Here is a 16691-nt window from a genome sequence, read left to right as displayed (position 1 = left end):
GACTTTCTATCAAATGATAAGAATTCTCATTGATACATATAAAAAAAATTACCTTCCGCCACCGCAGAAGGTAATTTTTTATGATGCTTGCTTTCCTTTATCCGCATCATCTACATACCAAATGAACTTGCCTGTATATCCATAAATAACTGCTAAAATGAGTGATACGAAGCTTAGCCACATAAATGGAACGTATGATAACGTTGATACACCTAAAATACCAGCCATAAAAATACCATTATCAGACCATGGAACCATACCAGAAGTCAAAGTTCCACCTACTTCTGAGTTACGTGCTAATACGCGGCGATCTATTTTTAATTTATCATAGCTTTCTTCCATAATTTTTGGCGTTAAAATAAGTGATACGTACATCGCACAACCAAATATGTTTGCTAAAAACGCAACGATTAATGTAGACAATGTTACATTCCCTGCAGAATTTAATTTTTTCTCAAATTTCGATACAATTACCTTTAGAACACCTAACTTTTCAAGTAAGCCACCAAAACCTAAGCCGAAAATAATAACAGCTACTGAACCAAGCATACCATTAATTCCACCACGGTTTAATAACTTATCGACAAACTCGACACCAGATTGAATTGAGAATCCGTTATATGCTGTTCCAATTGCCTCTCCAAAGTGCATTCCTTGGAAAAGAGTTGCCCAAATTGCACCAATTAAAGCTCCTATAGCAATTGTTGGCATAGATGGTTTCTTCATCGCCAATAGCACAATAACAATTACCGCTGGAACAAGCATCCATATTTTAATATCAAAGTGCTTTAATAAAGATTCTTTTAAAAACTCTACTCTATTTAAATCTACATTATCCCCGCCATACATCCATCCAGCAACAGTAAACATAATGCTGGTAATAATATAAGCTGGAACGTCTAATACGAGCATAGCTCGAACGTGAGCAATAACATCTACTTTCGCCATAGAAGCTGCAAGAACTGTGCTATCAGAAAGTGGTGATAACTTGTCTCCGAAATAAGCTCCTGAAAGGACTGCACCCGCAACAAGCGGAAGTGGTAATCCAAGCCCTTCACCTATCGCCATCATAGCAATACCTGCTGTTCCAACTGTTCCCCATGATGTTCCTGTCGCGATAGAAGTGATTGAACAAATAATTAAAGTTGCCAATAAGAATATGCTAGGGTGAATGAATTCTAATCCATAATAAATTAATGTAGGTACAACCCCACCAGCAATCCATGTTCCAATTAAAGCTCCAACTGCAACTAAAATAAGAATTGCTTCTAATCCATTAGAAATCCCTTTCGTAATTGCATCTTGCAATTCTTGATAACGAAATCCTAATCTTAATCCAAGCGCAATAACTAAAAACCATGAAATAAATAGCGCTAATTGAATTGGGAGATCAAAAATCGTTTGGAAGGAAAAGACGACAGCAAGAAATAGGCATAAAAGAATAATAATTTCTAGCATCGATGGTAATCTTACACTTTTCATTTTTTTCTCTCCTTACAAGTCGATAACATGATGTATGTAGTCTTACGTGTATGTAGTATACAATTAGCGAAGACAAAACAAAATTTTCATATTATTTCGATTTATTTTTCCAGTATAATATATTCACAACCCTTTCTATTGTAAAAGTAGATGACTCTTTTCGCAATGAAAAATATAAAAAATGTTGTATTTTTATTTATTTAGATAAAAACACCTAATGAAATAAAACTTTAATCAATGAGGGTTTTATCCATCCCCCACTAATTATTAACCCATAATAACCTTTTTAATATTTGCCTCAACAAAACTTTTTACTACCGCTTTCACCTCATATGTAATAATATATTTCCACATAAAAAAAGCGCACACATCATTTAATCGATGCATGCCCCTCTTTTATTTATACATATTTTGTATCTCTTCTTTATTTTTAAGTATTTCCGAAAATTTATCGCTACAACCTTTCGGAAATAAAACTCCGAGTCCATATGAATGCCCAAACTGAAAATGAGGGTGTTTCACCTTGACCTCATCCCAAAACTTATACACACCGAAATCACCGTTTTTAACTTCGATATCATGAAATAATACAATACCGTTTTTCGCAACTTTAGGTAACCATGTTTTATAATCATGAGAAACAGCTTCATACGTATGATAGCCATCAATATGCAAAAGATTTATCGTTTCATCTTGAAACTGATCCAGAGCCTCATCAAAAGTAGATCGAATTAGATTTCCTATATTAGGGTAACTAATATTCACAACTTTTTCTACTATATGAAAAATCCCTTCTCCATATGGACCTGTATGCTCATCTCCAGCCCAAGTATCTACAGCAAAACACTTAGTTGACAACCCTCCGTCTTTTACCCCCTGGCAAAAACTAAAAAAGGAAGCACCTAAATGTGTGCCTAGCTCAACTAAAGTTCCTGGCTTTTCAAATCGTACTAAAATCATATGCGAAATCCAAATGCCCACTCCAAGCAGATTGCGACCGAATAATATGGCTAAAATTATCAAATTCAAACGATGATTTATGAGTAACCCAGTTCATCTCATATCTCCTTATACGCATATTTTTAACAAACCAAATTACTCTTTTTTATCATTGTAATTATGATTCTATTTCATAAAAAGATTAAGAATTAGCCCTTTATTAATCCAGCGATAGAAAAGCAAGACGAAAAACAAATTTAAAAAATGATGTCTCAAAACTGGCTCCGTCCCATGAAAGAAATAAAAGAGCTAGTTACATTCTCATGTAACTAGCTCTTTCTTTACTACTCTATATGGTTATGCCTGAATGTCTGCATACTCTTCAATGTGTTCGTACTCTTTTTCCAATTCCTCTAAAGAAAGCTCGTATAATTGCCGATCACGAACTTTAAACACCCCTGCTCCAATTAACTCATCAATTAAATGCCTCTTACGATTTTCAACAGCAAAACGGAGTTGACTACTCATCTTTTAAAAAACTCCTTTCTACGATCATTGAAAATGATAATCTTTATCAATTACCACTTTTGATTATAAAAGATGATTCTTTATAAGTAAAGTAATCTTATGAAATATTTACCTTACAAAGTATTTGTGGCCACATTATATATATGTATGCCACGCGAAAGATGTTATGACACTTTTTCTTATCCTTTTTCTTTCATACTTTGCAAGTTGTCTCACTATGATTAAATTCACCGTCTATCTCTACTTGAATGGTGACATGTTCGACATGAAACTTCTCCTTTAATATATCCGTTGCCTCTTTTAATACATTTTGCGTTTCATTACCTTTAATAATAAGGTGACATGTTAATACTTGAAAGTCCGATGTGACAGACCATATATGCAAATCATGAACTTCTTTTACAATCGCAATCGTTAATAATGTATTTTTCACTTCATCAACATCGATGTGCTGCGGTGCACCTTCCATTAATATATGAACTGTATCACGTGTTACACGCCACCCACTAATAATGACTAAAATAGACACAAGAATACTAGCAATCGCGTCTGCAGCGTTCCAGCCGAAAAATTTAATAAGTAACGCAGCAATAATCGCTCCAACTGACCCTAATAGATCGCCTAGTACGTGTAAGAAAGCACTTCTTAAATTCAAATTACCTTTCACATCTCCGCCTCTCATTAATATCCAAGCTGATAAAATATTAATAAGCAGACCAAGTACAGCAATAATGAGCATTCCATTACTAGCAATCTCAACTGGTTCTTTAAATCGGCGAATTGCTTCAATAAAAATGTATATAGAAATGACAATAAGTACGACACCGTTACATAATGCCGCTAACATTTCGACTCGCTTATACCCGTATGTTTTTGCAGCCGTTGCTGTTTTTTCTCCAAGCTTGAAGGCAAGTAAACTTAAAGCTAAGGATACTGCATCACTTAACATATGCCCCGCGTCAGATAATAGTGCTAAGCTATTTGTTACAAATCCACCAATAACTTCAGCAATCATAAAGCTTGTCGTTAATATGAAGGCAATTAGTAACGCCTTTTTATTTTTTGAATGGCCGTGATCATGTGAATGTCCCATACAAATACCCCTTTATATGAATCTGTCTGTTAGTATGCAACAAACTTCCGGCGTTTATCCCGCTTTCCTTCTATATACAACCTTCGCTTCTTTTCAAACAAGTCCTTTTTCTCAACAAAAAATAAGACTACTTCTTTTTCAGCTTCATATTGTTTACTAATGAAAGAATTTTTAAGGAGGTTACTAAAATGAAACGTTTATTTCTCTGTATGGAGCGTGAACTTGTTGTAGTGAAAGAACAATACGGTCACTATGAAACAGCATATCACTTACAAAATATGCAACCTACTTGTATTGCGGTTGATCCATTTCAAAAGAATCGTGTATATTGTGGAACATTTGGACGAGGTTTATGGTTAAGCGATGATGGTGGGGATTCATGGAGACCAATTGGGGATTCTTATCGTTACTTTGATTTTCCGAAAGAAGATGGTATTTTACATTCTTCGATCACTTCCATAACGATCAGCTCTAATGAACAAGTTAACGGATATGGCGTCGTTTATGTAGGCACAGAACCTAGTGCTTTATTCCGTTCAGAAAATGGTGGTGAAACGTGGACTGAACTTAAAAATATGAAATCATTATTATCTTCCTATACGTGGGCTTTCCCGCCGAGACCTTTTACTCATCACGTACGCTGGATTACAGTTGATCCAAACAATCCAAATACAATCCACGTTTCAATCGAAGCTGGTGCTGTTATTCAAAGCAACGATAAAGGGCATACATGGATTGATAAAAAATTCGGTGCTCCTATCGATGTTCATCAATTACTCATGCATCCTGACGCACCAAATCGCCTATATGCATCATGCGGTGACGGATTTATGGGCGGCCCTGATCGTGCATACCTTGAAAGTTATAACAACGGCAGGAGCTGGATCTCATGTAGCGCAGGGCTAGAGCATCATTATTTATACAGTATGGCCATCGATCCAGCTGATTGTAATACGATTCTCGTCTCCGCCGCACCGAGTGCTGATCTCGCTCATCACCGTATTCCTTATGAATCTTATATATATCGAAAAACGAAAGATACTCCTTTCGAGCAAGTACAGCAAGGACTACCATCTGCAATCGGTACAGTCATTTCGATGTTTGCGACAAACCCGGCAGAACCACATACATTTTACACTTTAAATAACAACGGCATCTTCCAATCTGTAGATAGCGGCGAATCGTGGGAACAACTAAACATTCCGTGGAAAGATGAGTATAAAACGCAGCATCCTCATGCATTACTCGTTACTAGCTCTTAACAAAAAGAGAGACTGCCTATTTATTAATTTCAGGCAGTCTCTCTTTTTATTTCTTTAAATCAATCACAATATCATCTAACACAATATCTTTACTCTTCGCTTCTTTTTTCGGCACTTCAATTTTCTTCTCTTTTCCATTCACATACTCCACTCCACCATGATTTTCAGGTGTATGCACTCGCAAGTTCACATGAGGTGTAACGATAAGCTTTGTAGCATTTTCGTTCAATTTTTGGAATGTGGCACTCCAACTACTTTTATGTGGCTCTGCTACTGTACTACTTCCGCCATTTCCTTTACCTACGTATCGATTTCCTAAATCATCTTTTATTTCTAATTCCACATCAGCACTATCCCATATATTTCTTAATGCCTTAGATTCTTCTTGATTGTAATAAACAATAAATGACATCGGGGTTACTTCCATTTTGTCTATATTCACTTTTATTAATTCATTTTCAGAAACCCCATTAACCTTTGCTTCCTTACTATCCATTGCTTTTAAACTAAGTGCGAAATTCCAGTTCCCCTTTATTGCATTACCTTCATAATCCAACTCAATTGCTTCTATATCCCACCAAACATTTGCAACATCTAGCCTTTCATTACCAATACCACTCATAGTGGTCATACCTACATATTTTCTCTCTCCAATCTTTGTAACTTTCGAACTACCTCCCCCGCCATTAAAGCCCATAACTTGCGGGCTTCCAAATATGAACGGTTTCTCTCCTAAATCTTTATCACTCTCAATAGAATATGTGATTGTGATTGTTCTACCATCGAACACAGCATCATTAATTGTGACCTTAACCCCATTACTCTCCTTTGTCATATTCAACTCAGTCGAAAACTCTTTATAATTTTCGTATAGCCCTGTTCTACCATTATCTAAAAACCGGAATATATCCCCTACTATAGGCAGTCCTCCAGCGTATGTGGGAAATCCAATACCAAGCGTTGCAACTGATAACCCTACTAAAATAGATGCAACAGCGACACCTTTTTTCCAAGTTTTCATCTTTTTCTTCGTACGTATAGATTGTTTTAAGTTACGTTTTACTTTTTCTTTTTCAATTTCAGAAGCCTCTAGTTCCTCTAGTTCTTTTTCATCTATTTCAATATCATTTAATAGCTCATAAATGTCTTTCATATTACACTACCTCCAAAACTAATATTCGTAGCACTTTGTTGTAGTTTCTTTTTCCCGCGATACACACGATTATCTATTGCCGCTCGAGTTAATCCCAGCTTATCTCCTATTTCTTCTGTCTTCATGCCGAGGAGATATTTCATAATGAATACTTTTTGATCTAACGGTTCCAATTGATTAATGAGATTCAATAATTCTTCCCTGTCTTCCATAACGATTAATTCGTCTTCTGCCGATTTTTCTGTACTTATATGAAACTCATCTGAAATGACTTCTATTTTTTTAGTCGCTTTCCGGTAATAATCAATTGCTTTAAACTTTGCAATCGCCGCAATCCATTTTTTAAAATCACTCGGCTCTCCATGAAATTTATTTGAGTTATTCCAAATGGAAAGAAATATATCATTTATACATTCTTCTATCAACCCATCATTTTGAATTGGCCGCAGTACTTTATGCGTGATTCCTTTTATTAACGGTAAATATGTATCAACAACAAACTCTAACGCATCTTCTTTTTGCCGCTGTAATCTTTTTATATAATTTTTCTCATTTGATTTCATGTAGCGATTCCCCTTATTTTTTGTAAAAGCTTTTACACTCTATATAACGTCCAGAAAAAAGTTTTCTCTCATCTTTTTTATTATTTTTTGTATGTAATGGAATACTTTTCCTCATCTATTGTCTCATATAACTATGCATTCGAAGAAAATTTTCTCAAGTCTACAATTTGATTAATGTAGTACACTATTTATGTGGTCGTTCTTTAACTTGGTGTATATTTTATTTTGTTAATCTACTTTCAATTATTTAAAATTAGGAGATGAGATGTGTATGTGTGGAATTACAGGCTGGGTAGATTGGAAAAAGGATCTTTCCAATGAACATGTTATTTTAGAAAAGATGGCAAATAGTATTCAGCATCGCGGTCCGGATGCTGAAGGATTTTGGTTTTCACCTCGTGCGGCTTTTGCACACCGTCGATTAATCGTAATTGACCCCGAAGGCGGGACACAGCCGAAGACATTCCGTGCCGGTGATTATACGTATGCTCTTACTTATAATGGAGAAATTTATAATTTCCGTGAGCTGAGAGAGCAACTCCAAAAATGTGGGCATGCATTTGAAACTCATTCAGACACAGAAGTGCTACTACATGCTTATTTAGAATGGAAAGAAGATTGCGTACAACATTTAAATGGAATTTTCGCTTTTGCTATATGGGATGATCAGAAGCAACAATTGTTTTTAGCACGAGATCATTTAGGGGTAAAACCACTTTTTTATACAGAAAGAGATAACAGTATTATTTTCGGTTCTGAAATAAAAGCCCTATTAGCTCATCCATCTGTTCCTGCTGAACTTGATACGACTGGAATAAATGAAATATTTGGATTAGGCTTATTTCGAACTCCAGGTTGTGGCGTCTTTAAACATATTCAAGAAGTTCGTGCTGGACATTCTATAACGTTCACACGTGATAAAAAAGTAGTTAAGAAGTATTGGAATTTAGAAAGTAAGATCCATACAGATTCTGTTGATGATACATCTTCATACATTTTATCTATTTTACAAGATACAGTAAAAAGACAATTAATTGCCGATGTTCCCCTCGTTTGTATGTTATCAGGCGGATTAGATTCTAGTGGTATTACTGCACTGGCAGGTAAAGAATTTGCAGAGGAACACAAAACACTTCACACGTATTCAATTGATTTTGTAAACAGCGCTAAAGATTTCGAACTTACATTCGCTCGCACTGGTCTAGATGCTCCTTGGGTAAAACGTGTTTCTGAGCACGTAGGGACGTCGCATCATGACACTATTGTCAATGCAGAAGAATTAGCAAATCACTTATTTGTTCCCCTTCATGCGAGAGATTTACCGAGTGCTGGTGAAATGGAAACTTCACTATATTTACTATTTTGCGAAATGAAAAAAGATGCAACCGTGGCTTTATCTGGCGAATCTGCTGATGAAGTATTCGGGGGATATCCTTGGTTTCATCAAGAAGAACTATTATATGTAGATAAGTTTCCGTGGTTAACAAACTGGAAAAATACATCTTCTCTATTATTAAATGACGTAACGACTCAATGTAATCCTGAGCATTATATTAATAAACGATTCCATGAGGCTGCTCTTGAAGTACCTACTCTTGAAGGTGAAAGTAAAAAAGAAGCGAAACAACGTCAAATGTTTTATTTATTTTTAACAAGATTCCTTCCCTTCTTACTCGACCGTAAAGATCGTATGAGTATGGCTGTAGGTTTTGAAGTTCGTGTACCGTTTTGTGATTATAGACTAGTTGAATATTTATGGAATGTACCTTTTAACGTCAAAAGTATTGATAATATTGAAAAAGGTATTTTACGTAGAGCACTGAAACCGGCTTTACCTGATGATGTGCGAAATAGAAGAAAAAGCGCTTATCCTACTTCACAAGATCCACACTATTTACAAACAATCCGTAATTTAACACTTGATATGTGCAGCAATAAAAACAATCCTGTTTTCTCACTTATTAACCATTCCATATTACTTGCAATTGCTGATCAAAGTAATAAAGTGGTTAACAATTTTGAAGCAAGAAGTGCTATGGAGTATATGCTACAAGTAAATGAATGGTTAAAAACGTATCATATTCATATCGCTTAACAAAAAAGAGTTCAAGGACAAAAACCCTTGAACTCCCTTTCATTTATTAATTGGCACATTGTCTATTTTCAGTATCGATGGACCATCCAATAATAGTAGCACAATCTCTACCTTTCCACTGAAGTACATTTGTTAATACAGGCTCAATCTGTAAACAAGTTCCGTCGTGTAATATTTCTACTAAAGATTGATCATCATCAAACTTTCGTTTATCACATTCTAAAATACCATCTGTTGCCATTACAATGTGATTCTGACCTTTTTCTAATCCCCTTATCCCTGATGTAAAGCAAGGTGTATTCGCTGCAAAAACATTTTTTCTTCCTATATATTCATAATTCTTACGCTTATTTAGCCTACCTTTTCCATTTTCCGCTTGCTCTGAATGGAATAAATACGCAAAACAATCACCAACTGATAGCCAATATAAGAACTCGCCTTTTCGTAAACAAATTAAACATGCAAGTTCCTCATCATCTTGGTCACATTTCTCAATAAATAGCTCATCTGTAAATAACGCTAATAAATACATATGTGTATGATGAAAAGCTAAATGTATTGGATATGAAAATAACTCTTTTAGTTTTTCTTCTCTTTCTGAAATAGCTTCTATTATATAATGTATATTTTTCGTTTTATGATGTGTATCAAAAATCATAACAAATTCAAATTCTAATTTCGGATCCCACCAAGCTAGCACTGCATCTCCTCTTTCATATGCATCACTCTCTTGATTCCCTCCATATACGCCGACTGAAAGAGGACCACATTTTTCAACATGTATTTGATCTACATACATCTTTTCATGACTAATCCATTTAAATGTATTCACAGCTATCATCCTCTCTCTTGCTAAATGTATACCTTTACACATAGATTACCTTATATTTCAATAAAAATAAACTTTTTCAACATTTATTATGAAAATAACAGGATTTTAATTCTTACCAAGCGAATATATCTTATAAGACGATATAAAAAATAGGGGGATTTATAATATGAAAGATATTAATCCACATTGGGAGACAATTTACTACCACTTACGATATGAGTATGAAGACAATCTTTCTCACCAAGCAATTCGCATTTTACAAATCATTTCTCGTGAGAAAGACATAACAATTGGAAAAGTTGCTTCTGAACTCGGTTTATCTCATAACACAGCGTCCGAACATGTAAAACGCCTTATTCAAAAAGGATTTATCATTAAAGAAAGAAATAAACAAGATGAAAGAGTTGTGAACCTTACATTAACGACAGAAGGAATTGAAGCATTAGAAAAGCATACTTTGCTAGATAAAGAAAAGATACAAATATTAGAATCACAGTTATCAAAAGAAGAGCAACAATTAATAGCAAAAGCCTTTTCGTTATTAGCTAAGGAGGCAAAATATGCATTTCCTCGTTAAGGTCATCGTTTCTGCACTTATTATCGGCGTTATTACTGAAGTCGCTAAACATTATAGTACGATAGGCGGCTTTATTGCTGCCCTTCCTCTTGTGAGTTTACTTAGTTTATTTTGGATTGCTTTCGAAGGTGGGAGTAAACAGGAGTTAAGTCAATTCGCTATGGGCGTATTATATGGATTTCCTGCATCCGCATTACTATTATTTATTGTTTATATCGGTTTAAAAAACTCCTTTTCACTTAGTACATCGATACTCTTTGGCATAGGCGCCTGGTGTATCATCTTTGCTTGTCAAAAAGCATTTCAAGCTTAGGGGGTATTACTATTAATAGATCAGTAGAGATATTTGGACAAAATGTAGAAGTATATATGAGAGGTAGTAGTAAACAAACTGTAGTCATTCAAACAGGAATGGGATGCTCATTTTATGATTGGCTTCCTATTATAGAAAAGCTTTCACAAAACTTTACAGTCATTTCATATCATCGCCCAGGTTACGGAAAAAGTGAGCTAGGAAATACTCCACGTACAGCAAGGCAAGTTACAAAGGAACTACATATGTTACTAAACAAACTAGATATTCACGAGCCAATCTTTCTAATCGGCCATTCCTATGGAGGGTTATGTGCACAACATTTTGCAATGTTACATGCAGAGCAACTACAAGCACTTCTTTTAGTTGATTCTACTTCCATGAACTTACACCGATTAGATGAACTTCATTTACCGGTTTCTGATCAAACTGATTCTGATGATATTTGGCTTCAAAAATATAATACGTACTCCAAAATGGATGTAGACACACTTTATAATGAACTAAAACCTATGCTTGTCGATCAACCAAGACAGCAAATTGAATTTTCTACCTCTCCTTCATTATATAAAGCGACAGTCTCTGAACTATCCGTGTGGAAAAATTGCGCTCACTCAATAAAAGAGCTAGATAAAACATTAGAAACACCATTAATTGTTATCAGTAGAGATCCTCATTATTCTATTACTCAAATGATTGAGGGCGGTATGCCAAAAGAGGAAGCAACACAACTTGAAGCAATGTGGCAAGAACTGATTCGTGAACAATTACATATTTCAATAAACAGCCAATATATTCTTGCCGAACATGCTGGTCACGGAATAGAAAATGATCGACCAGATATTATCATTGAAGCTATTCACTCATTACACACAAAAAAAGGAAGCAACTAAAGCTGCTTCCTTACTTATCTATTCATAATCTTCTTCATCATCAACTTCTTCATAATACGAACTCCCATTGCTTACATATATAGGACCATTCGCAACATCAATACGTAGTACCCATGCCCATGGCACAGCTAAACGTTTATGTATTGCTCTCCAAAAATTCATTGATTTTCTTTCGTACTCCTGGAACTCCTGAAGTAACTCTTTATAGGAGGAACCGTCTAACTGAATATTTGCTTCTAATAAACGAGAATGGGCATAGTACTGTAACTCTAGTTCAGCAGCAATCTCCATTTCTTCTTCCGTTGCCATACCTATAATTGCTCCATCTGCTGGTGCGATTTCATATACGTTGTGAACTTCAATAAGCCCTTCTTTCTCTTTCTCAAACATGTAAACAGCCTCCTTTAACCAATATTTTTTATGTTACAAAGTCATACTTCTACAATACCTTCTCTCTTTCCTCTTTTTTTGATAAACTTTTACAAATTATTAATCTGACGAGCGGTATTCTCTATTCTTCCAACAGAAACTAAACTCTCATTATGAAAAGTTAACTTAAATATATCTGGCATATGAAGGGTTTTCCAAAAATGAAAATCATATGTAGAATCAAAATAATTCATCAGTAACACCATAATATTTCCATGAGTACCGATTACAATGTTCTTCCCTTTATATTTTTCCAATATATTTTGCAAACATAATACAGCTCGCTTTTGTGCTACATCATTTGATTCTCCGCCTTCGTATGCAAAATTCCAATCTTCCCACACTTTCTGAATAGCGTCATTAAAATCTGCTACTGGATCCTTACTTAATAATCTTTCACGTAACTCTTCTTCTATTTGTATCGACAAATTATATGTATTCGCAATTCCTTGCACAGTTTGAATCGCTCTTTTATACGGACTTGAAATCACAACATCAATATGTTCATCGTTTAATAAATATGTTACATTCTCTGCATCCAAGTGCCCCTTTTCAGATAAAGGGCGTTCTCTTTCTTCTTTTGTATATGTAGAGTGTGCATGGCGAACGAAATATATTGTCGTCACTATTCAACTTCCTTTCTTATTTTCAATCTATATTCAATGGAGTAAATAAGAAATCCTTTATCATTAAAAGAAAAGGACACTTTCCAAAAAGCGTCCTTTGTTTACATAATAAAATTATTTCATTATAATTTATCTTTAAATTCCTCATTTGTTAAAATTTCTTGAATAAAATAATCTACATTATTTCTAAGTTTTTGATATGCAACTTGATCATCTATATCGTTAAACATAATTACAACTTCTACCTTATTCCCCTTCTTATCTGTAGTGTACAAGCTTTTTGTCAATACGAATGCGGTAGAACCACCTTTTTGACCAGCATATTCGAACTTACTATTTTTAACTGTTCCTTTAAAAACATTCTCAATTTCATCTTGCATTAATTTTGGAAAATAATTTCCACTATTTACCTTTTCCATTATACTCATATAATCTTTAGCATTTGCATTCACTAATCGGTCTGACCAAATTCGCTGGAATTCCATATCTACTTTTAATGGGATATCCCGCTTTTTCCATTCTTCCTCGTCTTTCATCCATTCATGTATTTGTAACACATGTTTATTATATTCATCGTTTGACATGTTACGTAGCATTTTTAATGATTGATTTTCTGGTACATGAAGCTCTTTTTCTACATATCCTCTCATATATAGTGAAGCTGTATAGGAAGAGAACTTGTCATGACTAGTAAGCTCTAACTCTTTTATACTTTCATTTACTCTTTCTATTCCAAGCTTCTCTAACAAATATGTTGTATTTGCATTAGAACTATAGTGAATCATCCCTTTAGCGACTTCTTCTAAAGGAATTTGTCCATTTTTCACTAACTCTTTAGCTTTGGCATCTTCTAGCCAGGCAGGATGCGCTCCACCATCAGTGTTTTTTACGTAATATTTTTCTAACTCATGTAATGAAATTTGTTCATCTCGACTTATCTTTCCTTCTGACACTTGTTTAGCAAACTCAACTGCTATTACGATTTTTACCATACTCGCTAATGGCAATTTTTTATTTTCATTTATAGATGTTAATACTTCGCCATTTCTTCTAATAAGTAATGAACAGGTTTCATCACCTTTATGTTCTTTTATGTAATTTAAAACATACTTTGGATCTTCTTTTGACAAATAATATTTCATAATAAAAAAGAACGCTACAATGCCTACTATGATAACTCCCACAATAATCCCTATAATCTTTACTATATTCACAATATGCCCCCTCTAACAAATTCCCTTTCATATAATCATTATACCGAATATAATTACAAAATTATACAAAATAGAATAACTCTTCCTAATAATAGAAAGAGTTATTCTATTTCACATGAAGTTATTTGTCCATTTAACGTAACTACTATATTTGAATCGTCAGCCTGTATATCGCCTTTAGAGCGGGTTACTGTGGGCGGTCCAATTACAACCGACTCTTTAATTGGCGAAAGGTCTTTCGCTAATTTCTCTGCACTTACACCGTAGGCAGCTTGAAATACTTCTGGCGGCGTCAACCTTAATACATCCGATCCTTCGGCTGTTTCAAACTGATCGTTATTGAAGAATAAATGTAATTGTACTTCTTCTGTTATGGCTGTGATCCAGTGCCACCACCCCATTGGAATAAAGACAGTTTGCCCCGCTTTCAAATGATAATTTTGTAATTGATTCGTTTCAGGATTTAGAATAGACGTAACGGCTTCCCCAGAGACAACAACATCTAACTCCCAAGCATTCGGATGCCAATGTGGTTCTCGCATATGCCCCTTCGTCATAAACAAATCAACAAATGCTCCTCCAATCATCGCTGGTAACTGTGTTGACGTTACTTCATACGCAACATTTTTCTCGTCTCTTTTAAAAAAGACATTTGTTCTTGAATCAAAGAAAAGATTTGGCATTCCTGAGCTTTTCTTTAAATTTTTATTATCTGTAACATAACCTGAATTACTCATTTTATCCCTCTTTCCCGCTCCGAACATTTCTGATTTCACACTGTATCGTATGGGAATTTTTTATGCATGTGCCTATTAACAACATAACAAAAAAACATGCTTTCATTATGAGAGCATGTTTTGTGATATTCTTCACATTGTTTAGTTAAAAAATAAACTTTTTACTTACCATGATGTAACATTAAATCACTAAGTTCTTCTTCAATGTGATTTAATTTCGCAACTCCTTCTTTCCATTTATGAATATAACGTGAAACCCCAACGAAAAATAAAATAATAATTGTGGAAAGAATAATACCATACACGATAGCTACAGTACTCATAGTTACACTTCCTTGTAATTAGTTATGTTTTTATTATAAACCTTTTTTTTATAAAATGCTTTGATTTCAACTTTTTGTAACAAAATTGAGTTTTCTAACAATAACAAAAGCGAACTTACCATCTAATTTCCCCCTTACGATTGATAAAAAACCTTAATATTTCCATCATACCAAATACCTCCTTATGAATTGGCAATAGCTCAATTTGTTAAAAAACGTTCAAAAAAGGAAAATTTTTCACAAAATATACAAAACTTCACCATATGTACTATTACCATATGGGTTATATTATTTAATAGAATAAAGGGGATGATATACTATGACGACTTGGTTTATTGTTATGTTAGTTGTATTTGGAGCATTTAAAATTATCGTTTCTAGCCTTCCAAACTCTGTTATTGAATCCATTATTAGCAGGTACGAAACACATCCACAACTTGAAGAAGAGAATGTGACTGTTACAATCAATGGAAGTAACTTAGAAGGCGAAAAGAAATCCAAAATTATTCATGATTTTAACGAAGGTTTATTTTTAGATCGCTATTATGCACCACCGCATAATGAGGGCACTCCTATAATTATCAATGCAAAGCGTGGCAAAAAGGATTTTACATTTTATATTTATAGTCATGAAGAGCATGTTGATATTGTAAAACAACATAAAAAGAAAGTAATTGCTTATAGTTTACGCTCTAAAAACCTACAAAATAGTGATATGTTCGTGTCAGCTGATTTAGCTTAATGCTCATATATTAGAAAAAGGAATCCATGGCCATATGGATTCCTTCTTTCCTATTTACTGAAAAATAAGCTCTGTCTTCAAACTATCTTTCGGTAACAACCATCCTTTTTTCTCTATACTCGCCATTAATAATTCTCTTTGTTTTGTCGCAATACTTTCCTCATTTGTTTTAAATGACACTTCTATTACGAAGTCGTCTTCTATCTTCCCGGTATTACTTAATGGCCAAATTTCAATATTCGTTTTTGTATTTTCAAACTCCCCTGTATACCGTTTCATTAATACAGGACCGTAAATGTGAGAATCGTTGAGCATTTCTTCTCCCCAATTCGTATACAACCATTTGTTCATTTTCCCTGGTAATTTCTCTATTAACATGTTTTGAGCATCCCGTTCATTTGGTAAATCAAGTATCCCATATCCTTTAGCACTATAACTTTTCTTATTTGAAATACTTAATGTTTTCTTCTCAAATCCCCAATCTATTTCTGCCTCATAGTTATCAGTTTTACTATCAAATCCATCCTTCTTAGCTACTTCTAATGCATCTTGAATTATACCATTTTGAATCGGGTATCTCTTTTTATATGTTAGCTCAAAATCTTTACTAAATTCTTTCTTTCGAATTCTAGCAAACCAACCTTCATTACTTAAATTTTTATTCGCCGTATCTAAAAATTGCACTTGTATTCTTTCATAATTTGTACCAGCCTGGAAATGTTCTAGTACCTCTTGCTTTATCTCTTTGTTATAACCTAATACTTGTTCTGGCTTTAATAATAACTTCACTTCAAAACTAGGTTTCATCGGACTAGCAGCAAACCCTTCCTTAACATTATAAAGGAAACAACAAAAGAAAATACTTACGAATACAAATACCTTTTTCATAT

The 16691-nt window shown here is 34.2% G+C and carries 18 protein-coding genes and 1 pseudogene; 6 read left to right on the top strand and 13 right to left on the bottom strand.

Features of this window, described 5'->3' with window-relative positions:
* Positions 1 to 78: 78 nt before the first annotated feature.
* The 4 genes and pseudogenes from nhaC to MR071_RS05185 form a co-directional block, all read right to left on the bottom strand.
* On the bottom strand, positions 79 to 1482 hold the full coding sequence (gene nhaC, locus MR071_RS05200) for a Na+/H+ antiporter NhaC (RefSeq protein WP_242235282.1): 1404 nt from the start codon (positions 1480 to 1482) through the stop codon (positions 79 to 81).
* Between the two features lie 396 nt (positions 1483 to 1878).
* Positions 1879 to 2539: pseudogene (locus MR071_RS05195) on the bottom strand (class I SAM-dependent methyltransferase).
* Positions 2540 to 2778: 239 nt separating this feature from the next.
* Complete coding sequence (gene fbpA / locus MR071_RS05190; RefSeq protein ID WP_105583885.1) at positions 2779 to 2949, bottom strand: Fur-regulated basic protein FbpA; 171 nt, start codon at positions 2947 to 2949, stop codon at positions 2779 to 2781.
* A 193-nt stretch (positions 2950 to 3142) separates the two neighbouring features.
* The gene (locus tag MR071_RS05185; RefSeq protein WP_242235280.1) at positions 3143 to 4042 is read right to left on the bottom strand and encodes a cation diffusion facilitator family transporter; all 900 of its coding nucleotides are present in this window, start codon (positions 4040 to 4042) and stop codon (positions 3143 to 3145) included.
* 188 nt (positions 4043 to 4230) lie between these two features.
* Between MR071_RS05185 and MR071_RS05180 the strand changes: the two genes are divergently transcribed.
* Positions 4231 to 5304 carry a WD40/YVTN/BNR-like repeat-containing protein gene (locus MR071_RS05180; RefSeq protein WP_242235278.1) on the top strand — a complete coding sequence of 358 codons (1074 nt, stop codon included), beginning with the start codon at positions 4231 to 4233 and terminating at the stop codon, positions 5302 to 5304.
* A gap of 46 nt (positions 5305 to 5350) precedes the next feature.
* Here the strand turns inward: MR071_RS05180 and MR071_RS05175 are convergent, their stop codons facing one another.
* Positions 5351 to 6457: a DUF4179 domain-containing protein gene (locus tag MR071_RS05175; protein ID WP_105583888.1), complete on the bottom strand. Its 1107-nt coding sequence runs from the start codon at positions 6455 to 6457 to the stop codon at positions 5351 to 5353.
* A complete protein-coding gene (locus MR071_RS05170) occupies positions 6454 to 7020 on the bottom strand; it encodes a sigma-70 family RNA polymerase sigma factor (protein ID WP_105583889.1) in 567 nt (188 codons plus the stop codon). The genes MR071_RS05175 and MR071_RS05170 overlap by 4 nt, the downstream gene beginning before the upstream one ends.
* A 271-nt stretch (positions 7021 to 7291) precedes the next feature.
* Here MR071_RS05170 and asnB point away from each other — a divergent pair, with 271 nt between their 5' ends.
* Entirely contained in the window at positions 7292 to 9115 is a 1824-nt protein-coding gene (asnB, locus tag MR071_RS05165) for an asparagine synthase (glutamine-hydrolyzing) (protein WP_242235276.1), read from the top strand.
* A gap of 46 nt (positions 9116 to 9161) precedes the next feature.
* Here the strand turns inward: asnB and MR071_RS05160 are convergent, their stop codons facing one another.
* Positions 9162 to 9989, bottom strand: a complete 828-nt coding sequence (locus MR071_RS05160; RefSeq protein WP_242235274.1) for a PP2C family serine/threonine-protein phosphatase — start codon at positions 9987 to 9989, stop codon at positions 9162 to 9164.
* Positions 9990 to 10113: 124 nt separating this feature from the next.
* On the opposite strand from MR071_RS05160, the gene MR071_RS05155 reads away from it, so the two are divergent.
* From MR071_RS05155 to MR071_RS05145, 3 genes are read left to right on the top strand one after another with little or no spacing between them, the layout of a single operon-like run.
* Positions 10114 to 10524 (top strand): MarR family winged helix-turn-helix transcriptional regulator, encoded by a 411-nt coding sequence (locus MR071_RS05155; RefSeq protein WP_105583892.1) that lies wholly within the window; start codon positions 10114 to 10116, stop codon positions 10522 to 10524.
* Positions 10508 to 10837 carry a DUF3147 family protein gene (locus tag MR071_RS05150; protein WP_105583893.1) on the top strand — a complete coding sequence of 110 codons (330 nt, stop codon included), beginning with the start codon at positions 10508 to 10510 and terminating at the stop codon, positions 10835 to 10837. The genes MR071_RS05155 and MR071_RS05150 overlap by 17 nt, the downstream gene beginning before the upstream one ends.
* Positions 10798 to 11730 (top strand): alpha/beta fold hydrolase, encoded by a 933-nt coding sequence (locus MR071_RS05145; RefSeq protein ID WP_242235272.1) that lies wholly within the window; start codon positions 10798 to 10800, stop codon positions 11728 to 11730. Before MR071_RS05150 ends, MR071_RS05145 begins: the two co-directional genes overlap by 40 nt.
* An 18-nt stretch (positions 11731 to 11748) precedes the next feature.
* Here MR071_RS05145 and MR071_RS05140 read toward each other — a convergent pair whose 3' ends face one another.
* The 5 genes from MR071_RS05140 to MR071_RS05120 form a co-directional block, all read right to left on the bottom strand.
* Positions 11749 to 12120: a hypothetical protein gene (locus MR071_RS05140; RefSeq protein WP_000461762.1), complete on the bottom strand. Its 372-nt coding sequence runs from the start codon at positions 12118 to 12120 to the stop codon at positions 11749 to 11751.
* A gap of 89 nt (positions 12121 to 12209) precedes the next feature.
* Entirely contained in the window at positions 12210 to 12785 is a 576-nt protein-coding gene (locus MR071_RS05135; RefSeq protein ID WP_242235270.1) for a histidine phosphatase family protein, read from the bottom strand.
* A 122-nt stretch (positions 12786 to 12907) separates the two neighbouring features.
* Positions 12908 to 13999, bottom strand: a complete 1092-nt coding sequence (locus MR071_RS05130) for a serine hydrolase (protein ID WP_105583895.1) — start codon at positions 13997 to 13999, stop codon at positions 12908 to 12910.
* Between the two features lie 101 nt (positions 14000 to 14100).
* Positions 14101 to 14736 (bottom strand): cupin domain-containing protein, encoded by a 636-nt coding sequence (locus tag MR071_RS05125; RefSeq protein WP_142395711.1) that lies wholly within the window; start codon positions 14734 to 14736, stop codon positions 14101 to 14103.
* A 161-nt stretch (positions 14737 to 14897) separates the two neighbouring features.
* Positions 14898 to 15059 (bottom strand): hypothetical protein, encoded by a 162-nt coding sequence (locus tag MR071_RS05120; protein WP_002158451.1) that lies wholly within the window; start codon positions 15057 to 15059, stop codon positions 14898 to 14900.
* A 319-nt stretch (positions 15060 to 15378) separates the two neighbouring features.
* Here MR071_RS05120 and MR071_RS05115 point away from each other — a divergent pair, with 319 nt between their 5' ends.
* On the top strand, positions 15379 to 15801 hold the full coding sequence (locus MR071_RS05115) for a YfmQ family protein (protein WP_105583897.1): 423 nt from the start codon (positions 15379 to 15381) through the stop codon (positions 15799 to 15801).
* A 54-nt stretch (positions 15802 to 15855) separates the two neighbouring features.
* Here MR071_RS05115 and MR071_RS05110 read toward each other — a convergent pair whose 3' ends face one another.
* Positions 15856 to 16689 (bottom strand): hypothetical protein, encoded by an 834-nt coding sequence (locus MR071_RS05110; protein ID WP_105583898.1) that lies wholly within the window; start codon positions 16687 to 16689, stop codon positions 15856 to 15858.
* Between the last annotated feature and the right edge of the window lie 2 nt (positions 16690 to 16691).

The organism is Bacillus cereus group sp. BfR-BA-01316 (assembly GCF_022664195.1).
Taxonomy (GTDB): domain Bacteria; phylum Bacillota; class Bacilli; order Bacillales; family Bacillaceae_G; genus Bacillus_A.
The sequence above is the reverse complement of the archived record's forward strand: the minus strand, read 5'-3'. Positions and strand labels throughout refer to the sequence as shown.